At 69.9% G+C, this 2,094-nt stretch carries 1 protein-coding gene and 1 pseudogene; both read right to left on the bottom strand.

What is annotated here, in order from left to right; all coding sequences use genetic code 11:
• A partial coding sequence (locus tag RDU12_RS08645) for a recombinase family protein (protein ID WP_308684452.1) occupies positions 1-1,371 on the bottom strand: 1,371 nt, incomplete at its 3' end.
• 241 nt (positions 1,372-1,612) lie between these two features.
• Positions 1,613-2,094 (bottom strand): annotated as a pseudogene (locus RDU12_RS08640) (chromosome partitioning protein ParB); the annotation flags it as partial.

Raw genomic sequence — 2,094 nt, 5'->3', positions numbered from 1 at the left:
CACCAATTTCAGGATCATCCGCTTTTCGTCCGCGTCGGCGCGCGAGAACCAATCCGCGGCCTGATTGCTGGCCCGCAGCAGATCGCGCAGGGGTTCGATCCCCACTCCCCCTGACCGGGCGCTTTCCAGCCGCGCGGCGATGTCGCCGCGCTCCGCCTCCAGACGGCCGCGCTGGGTCTTGAACTCCGGCTCTGTCAGCTGGCCCCGAAGCATCAGGGTGGTGAGCGCATCGGACTGACGGTCGACGTCGCGCAGCGACGCTTCCAGCGTGGTTCGGTGCGCCGCGTTCAGCTGCGCCATCTCCTGCTCCTGCCGGGCGAACTTCTCGATCATCCAGTCGTGCAGGCCCCGGTCCAGCCGCAGGGTGCGCAGGAACGCGAGGATCTGCGCGTCGAGCGCCTTGGCCTCGACGGACGGTTCGGGGCAGCGGTCGTCGAGTTTGCGCCGCGAGCAGTGATAGTAGAGGTAGCGGCGCACCCGCTTCTGCTTGCGCTCGGCGGTGACGGCGCGATCGCAGCGGCCGCAGCGGATCAGGCCGCGATAGGGCACCTCCAACGTCGGCGGCATGGACACGGTCCGGCGCAGCGCCGCCTGCAGTCGTTCGAAGGTCTCGAGCCGCACCGCCGGCGGATGCTTGCCGGGCCAGGTGCGCCCATTCCAGACGATGACGCCGGCGTAGAAGGGATCGGTGAGGATGCGGTGGGCGGTGCTGTCGGGCAGCGGCACGCCCGGCTTGCCGTGCGCGGGCGGGGTAACGAAGCCCCAGTCGTCGCGAGCGATGCGCGCCGCCGCGTGGATGCTGCAGCCGCGATGGGCGACCAGGCGGAACAGGCCCTTGATCAGCGGGAAATAGGTTGGGTCCGGAACAATGGTGCGGGTGGCGCGGTCGTTGCGGTAGCCCAGCGGCGCGCGGTTGGGCCGCCAGCCGTTCTCCAGCTTGGTGCGGTTGCCACGTTTGGCGTTTTCGGAGAGGGCGTCGGAATAGTATTTCGACTGGCCGAACATGATCTGCAGCATGAACTTGCCCTGTGAGTTGTTCTCGAAGGTGTAGGTCGAGAATTTGAGATCCTTGAGCACGCCGCGATCGAGGAGATAGATCAGGCGCCCGCCGTCGATGGAGTTGCGCGCCAGACGGTCGGGAGCCCAGGTGGCGATGCCCTCGGCCTCGCCCTTTTCGATGCGCGCGACCATGGCGTCGAAGCGCGGCCGCCCCGGGGTCATGGCGCTCCTCGACTCCTCGATGATCTCCACCACCTCGACCCCCGGAGAGGCGTTCAGAAGTCGCTCGAGCTCGCGGCGCTGGGATTCGATGGACAGCACCTGACGATCCTCGGCCTCCGAGGATTTCCGGCAGTAGAGAAAATATTTCATAGGGGAGGGGACGTCCCTGACCTCCCTGACATCCCCGAAGGGACGGTCGCGGCAGCTCTCAGGACGAATTGCCAGTCTAGGGCGCCGGGGCCCGGGCCGCGAGTCGCGGCTGGGGAGAGGACGCCAGACCGGCCCAGACATTGGAGCCCGGGCGCGTCCGTCGCGCACGGCGGGCGTTCGCCTTGGCCGGGGCCGCCCGGAGCAGGGGAGGGCCGCCTTCGGTGACGGCCCTCCACCCCGGTTACGCCGGAGCGGCCCCGGACCGACGCAGCAACGGCGGCAGCCAGCCCGTGCCGGACAGGAGCTCCTCCGCCTTGGCGGCCATGCCGGCCTTGTCGAGGCTGGTCAGCGGAGCCGCCGCCTCGGGCGAGACGCCCTCGGCCACGGCCTCGGCGATCAGGGCCTTGGTGACGCGGCTGAAGTAGCTGCTCGCCGTCGCGGCCCAGTAGCGGGTCATGTCGAGGTCGACGAGATCGGCCACGACCCCGGCGTGGGCCAGAGCGCGGCGCGAGGTCCCGACGCGTTGCACGGCATTGACGCTCAGCGAGACGACGTGGGCGAACAGGGCCAGCCGTCCTTCGTCCGGCAGGGCCTTCAGGGCCGCCAACAGGGCCTCGGGGTCGTCGGGAAGCTGGCCCGCCCACAGGGCGTGCCGGGCCTCCAGCGACCGTCCCGCCGTCGTCTCCGCCAGACCCTCGGCGTGACCCTCCAGCGCGAGGCTGG

It is taken from the genome of Brevundimonas sp., from assembly GCF_031082345.1.
Lineage (GTDB): Bacteria > Pseudomonadota > Alphaproteobacteria > Caulobacterales > Caulobacteraceae > Brevundimonas.
The sequence above is the reverse complement of the archived record's forward strand: the minus strand, read 5'-3'. Positions and strand labels throughout refer to the sequence as shown.